The sequence below is a fragment of the Kitasatospora arboriphila genome, assembly GCF_039528095.1.
GTDB classification, from domain to species: domain Bacteria; phylum Actinomycetota; class Actinomycetes; order Streptomycetales; family Streptomycetaceae; genus Kitasatospora; species Kitasatospora arboriphila.
This window is the reverse complement of sequence record NZ_BAAALD010000186.1, coordinates 1-4,933: the sequence shown is the minus strand read 5'-3', so window position 1 is coordinate 4,933 and position 4,933 is coordinate 1. Positions and strand designations below refer to the sequence as shown.

Below are 4,933 nucleotides of genomic sequence, written 5' to 3'. Positions count from 1 at the left end.
TGGGCATGGACGGGCAGAAGCGGCTGAAGAACGCCAAGGTGCTCTGCGTCGGCGCAGTCGTCCTCGTCCTCCTCCTCGGCGGCCTGGGCGGTCTCCTGGCCGTGGGTGTCCGGAGAGCCCTGGGCCGGGCCCGGCTGGCTCCCGGTGTGGCCGTCGGCCGTGGGGCCGCCCGGGCCCGTGGAGGTGCCCGCAGTGGATCCGGGCGCCCCGGCCGTCGTGGCGGGGGCGGCCGGCGCGGTCGGTTCGGGCACGGACGCCGGCGAGTGCGCCGGCGGCCTGACGGGGAGTCCGGACATGCCGGAACCCCCCTGGGACGAGGGCAGCGCGGCTGCGGGCGCCGGCACCTCCGGCAGGGCGGAGACGGCCTGCCGGACGGCCTGTTGGACGGCCGCCTCGACCTGGCCGGCCGCCGCGGAGGCCTCGGTGTCGTCGGCTGCGGCGGGCAGGGCGAGCAGGACCGGAAGGACGAGGCCCGCGCCGGCGAACGCGACCCGGCGGCAGCCGGTGGGGAGCGCGGAGGAGAGAGCACGGAACGCGTACGGAAGTGCAGCCACGGCGGGAAGTCCTTCCGACGGCCGGCCGCGGCGGGACGCGGTCGGCGGCGGGACAGCTCCGGACCAGCCTCACACATTCCGACAAAACGGGCATTTCGTACGCTCACTCCCCGTGTCCGCCCTGGCCGGTGCCACGGTCAGCGCAGCCGGAGCACCACCTTGCCGACGTGCTCGCTCCGCTCGACCGAGCGGTGGGCGGCGGCGGCCTCCTCGACGGGCAGCACCCGGTCCACCACCGGCCGCACCACCCCGGACTCCACCAGCGGCCACACGTGCTCGCGGACGGCGGCGACGATGGCCGCCTTCTCCGCGACCGGCCGGCCGCGCAGGTTGGTCGCCGCGATCGCGGCCCGCTTGCGCAGCAGGGTGTTCAGGTCGAGCTCCGCCTTGGCCCCGCCCTGCAGGCCGATGATCACCAGCCGCCCGTTCACGGCCAGCGCGTCCACGTTCCGCTGCAGGTACTTGGCGCCCATGATGTCGAGGATCACGTCCGCCCCCGCCCCGCCGGTGAACTCCCGGACGGCCGCCGTGAAGTCCTCCTCCCGGTAGTCGATGCCGAGGTCGGCGCCCAGCTCCGCGCAGCGCGCCAGCTTCTGCGCGCTGCCCGCGGTGACCGCCACCCGGGCGCCCACCGCCTTGGCCAGCTGGATCGCCATGGTGCCGATGCCGCTCGCCCCGCCGTGCACCAGCACGGTCTCGCCCGGACGCAGGTGGGCCACCATGAAGACGTTCGACCAGACCGTGCAGGCGACCTCCGGCAGCGCCGCCGCCTCCGTGGTGGACAGCCCCTTCGGCACCGGCAGCAGCTGCCCCACCGGCACCGCGACCCGCTCCGCGTACCCGCCGCCGGTGAGCAGCGCACAGACCTCGTCGCCGACCGCCCAGCCGGCCACGCCCGCGCCCAGCGCGGCGATCCGGCCGGCGCACTCCAGGCCCGGGTACCGGGAGGACCCGGGCGGCGGGTCGTAGAAGCCCTGCCGCTGCAGCAGGTCCGCGCGGTTGACGGCGGTGGCGGCGACCTCGATCAGGACCTCGCCCTCGGCGGGCTCCGGATCGGGCACCTCGGCCCAGGTCAGCACCTCGGGTCCGCCCGGCTGGGGAATGGTGATGGCTCGCATGGCCGCCACGCTAGCCGCGGCTCCGGCACCGCCCGCGGTCGGCCCGCCGACGGTGCCCGCCCTCAGCCGAGGTTGACGCCCCGTCGGACGGTGATGATCCGGTCGGTGAGCTGCAGCACCGCGGCCTCCGGGTCGGTGAAGTTCAGCAGTCGGCGGCCGCGGACCACCGACACCACCAGGTCCGCGCACTCCCGCGGGGAGCGGCCCGCCTCGGCCCTGGTCACCGGCCGCTCGACGAGGTCCAGCCCGGAGCCGACCGTCAGCAGGTCCTCCATGACGGCGCCGGCGTGCGGGCTGAGGATCGACATGCCGAGCAGCCGGCCCGCCGAACTGGAGCTGGTGACCACCACGTCCGCACCGCTCTGCCGCAGCAGCGGCGCGTTCTCGTCCTCCCGCACGGCCGCCACCAGCACCGCCGTGGGGTTGAGCTGACGCGCGGTCAGCGCCACCAGGACGGCGGTGTCGTCCCGGGCCGGGGCGATCACCACCTTCTCGGCGCGCGGCAGTTCGGCCCGCATCAGGGTGTCCGAACGGGTCGCGTCCCCCAGCACCGCGGTCAGGCCGTCCCGGCCCGCCTGGTCGATCGCCTTGCGCTGCGGGTCGACGACCACGATCGACTCCTTGCGCAGCCCCTGGCCCAGCAGCGCGGTGACCGCGCTGCGGCCCTTGGTGCCGTAGCCGACGACGACGGTGTGCTCCCGCACCGGACCTCCAGCGGCTGCCGACCGAGGACGGCACCGACCGGGGCCGCCGCAGGCGACGATACCGCCGCCGCGGCCGCACCGGCCGGACCCGCCGGCCACCTTCGTGACCGGCACCTTCCCTCCACGTCCCCGCACGGAACCGCCCCCGCGCGGCGGTGGCCCGGCGGGGCGCCGCCCCGCCATGCTGGTGCCCGTGACCCACGGCACCCGGGCCCCCGGCCCCGACGGCAGACTCTCCCGGCTGCGCGCCACCCGCGCCCCCCGCACCCGTGAGACCGAGGTGGCCGGCGGCCGGGTCTTCCTGCCGACCCGGACTCCCCCGCCGCCGTTCCGCCAGGTCGCCCGGCGACTGCTGCTGGCACTCTCCGTCCTGCTCGCCACCACGCTGGTCGTCTGGCTGGACCGGGACGGGTACCACGACAACGCGGGCGGCCCGCTGGACCTGCTGGACGCCGCGTACTACGCCACCGTCACCCTCTCCACCACCGGCTACGGCGACATCACCCCGGTCAGCGACAGCGCCCGACTGACCAACATCTTCGTGATCACCCCGCTGCGCGTGCTGTTCCTGATCATCCTGGTCGGCACGACCCTGGAGGTGCTCACCGAACGCACCCGCCAGCAGTGGCGGATCGGGCGCTGGCGCTCCACCGTCAAGGACCACACGGTGGTGATCGGGTACGGCACCAAGGGCCGCAGCGCGGTCGGCGCACTGCTCGGCCAGGGCATCGACCGCGACTCGATCGTGGTCGTCGACCCGCAGCCGCGCACGGTCGAGCAGGCCACCCTGGACGGGCTGGCCGGGGTGGTCGGCGACGCCACCCGCACCGACACCCTGCTCCGCGCCGAACTGCCCCGGGCCGCACGGGTGGTGGTGGCGCCGGAGCGGGACGACACCGCGGTGCTGATCACCCTGACCGCCCGCCAGCTCAACCGGGCCGCCACCGTGGTGGCGGCCGTGCGGGAGGACGAGAACGCGCCGCTGCTGCGGCAGAGCGGTGCGGACGTGGTGGTCACCAGCTCCAGTTCGGCGGGCCGGCTGCTCGGCATGTCGATCCTCAGCCCGCACGCGGGCGCCGTCATGGAGGACCTGCTCACCCACGGCACCGGCCTCGACGTCACCGAGCGGGCGGTCACCGCCGAGGAGGCGGGCCGCTCCCCGCGGGAGAGCGCCGACCTCGTCCTGGCGGTCGTCCGCGGCCGGCGGCTGCTGAACTTCACCGACGAGGAGGCCGCCGTGCTGCAGCCCACCGATCGGCTGATCGTCATCCGGGACGCCCCCCGCCACGCCTGACGCAGCACGGGCCGCGGGCGTCAGGGCAGCTCCAGCACCTCCGCCCGGCCGCCCGCCGGGACACCGCCGGGCGGCACCACGGCCACCGCCTCGGCGAGCGCCAGGCCGCGCAGCATGGCCGGTCCGTCGAAGCGCAGCGGCACCAGCCCGTCGGCGGTCCGCACCACCGGCACCAGCCGGGTGTCCTCCGGGTTGCCCGGCAGGTCGACCGCCGCGCTCTCCGTCCGGATCGGCGGCTCGGCGCGGCCGGCCAGCGCGTCCAGCAGCGGCAGGGCCAGGGTCAGCGCGCCCGCGGCGGCGGCCAGCGGGTTGCCGGGCAGGCCGACCAGGTGCCGTCCGCCGGGCAGCGCGGCGAGCAGCATCGGGTGCCCCGGCCGGACGGCGACGCCGTCGACCAGCAGCCGGGCACCGGCCTCGGCCAGCGCGGCGTGCAGGAAGTCGGCCGGGCCGGCCGCCGTACCGCCGGTGGTCACCACCACGTCGGCGGGCGAGTGCCGCAGGGCCTCCCGCAGCAGGTCCCGGTCGTCGCCGACCCCGCGCACGCCGATCTGCTCGGCGCCGGCGGCGGCGAGCCAGGGCGGCAGCAGCGGCCCGAGGGCGTCCCGGACGAGGCCCGGGCCGGGCACCCCGGAGTCGAGCAGTTCGTCGCCGAGCAGCAGCAGTTCGACGGTCGGCCGGCGGCGCACCACCAGGACGTCGTGGCCGGCCGCGGCCGCCAGGCCGAGCACCGGCGCGGTGACCCGGGTGCCGGCGGGCAGCAGGGTCTCGCCGCGGCGGCACTCCTGACCGCGCGGGCGGACGTCCTGGCCGGGCCCGACCTCGCCGTGCAGCAACCCCCGGACCGTCCGGCCGTGCTCGCGGCGGAGCACACCGGTGGCGCCGGGCGGCAGCTGCGCGCCGGTGGCGATCTCGACGGCGGTGCCGTCGGACAGCGGGGCGGGCGCGGCGCCGGCGAGCAGCCGGCCGGCCGGCCGCCAGGGTCCCGGCCCGGCGACGGCCCAGCCGTCCATGGCGGAGGTGTCGAAGCCGGGCAGGTCGGTCACCGCCGCGAGCGGTTCGGCCAGGGTGCGGCCGAGCGCTGCGGCGAGCCGGACCTGCTCGGCGGGCAGCGGCGCGGCCGCGGCCAGCCGGGCCGTCCGCCGGGCCTGGGGCCAGGGGCGGTCGTGCACCGGCGGCCCGGTGCGCGGGTGGTCCACGTCGGCGAGGGCGCCGGTCACGCCTGCTCCGGCGGGTGCTGCGCGGCCCACCGTTCGGCGAGGGCGG

General features: G+C 77.3%; 3 protein-coding genes and 2 pseudogenes. 1 reads left to right on the top strand and 4 read right to left on the bottom strand.

The window, feature by feature from the left end:
- The 3 genes and pseudogenes from ABD353_RS39095 to ABD353_RS39085 all read right to left on the bottom strand — a co-directional run.
- Window positions 1-554, bottom strand: a pseudogene (locus tag ABD353_RS39095) (hypothetical protein); the annotation flags it as partial.
- Window positions 555-691: 137 nt separating this feature from the next.
- Complete coding sequence (locus tag ABD353_RS39090) at window positions 692-1,672, bottom strand: NAD(P)H-quinone oxidoreductase (RefSeq protein ID WP_344628485.1); 981 nt, start codon at window positions 1,670-1,672, stop codon at window positions 692-694.
- A gap of 62 nt (window positions 1,673-1,734) precedes the next feature.
- Window positions 1,735-2,389 (bottom strand): annotated as a pseudogene (locus ABD353_RS39085) (potassium channel family protein); the annotation flags it as partial.
- A 180-nt stretch (window positions 2,390-2,569) separates the two neighbouring features.
- Between ABD353_RS39085 and ABD353_RS39080 the strand changes: the two are divergent.
- Window positions 2,570-3,670 (top strand): potassium channel family protein, encoded by a 1,101-nt coding sequence (locus ABD353_RS39080; protein ID WP_425555349.1) that lies wholly within the window; start codon window positions 2,570-2,572, stop codon window positions 3,668-3,670.
- 20 nt (window positions 3,671-3,690) lie between these two features.
- Here ABD353_RS39080 and ABD353_RS39075 read toward each other — a convergent pair whose 3' ends face one another.
- Window positions 3,691-4,866: a molybdopterin molybdotransferase MoeA gene (locus ABD353_RS39075; protein ID WP_344628486.1), complete on the bottom strand. Its 1,176-nt coding sequence runs from the start codon at window positions 4,864-4,866 to the stop codon at window positions 3,691-3,693.
- Window positions 4,867-4,933: the final 67 nt, after the last annotated feature.

What these genes read in the sequence shown, in the direction of transcription:
- ABD353_RS39090 (WP_344628485.1), bottom strand. Translation starts at nt 1,672, where the DNA reads ATGCGAGCCATCACCATTCCCCAGCCGGGCGGACCCGAGGTGCTGACC.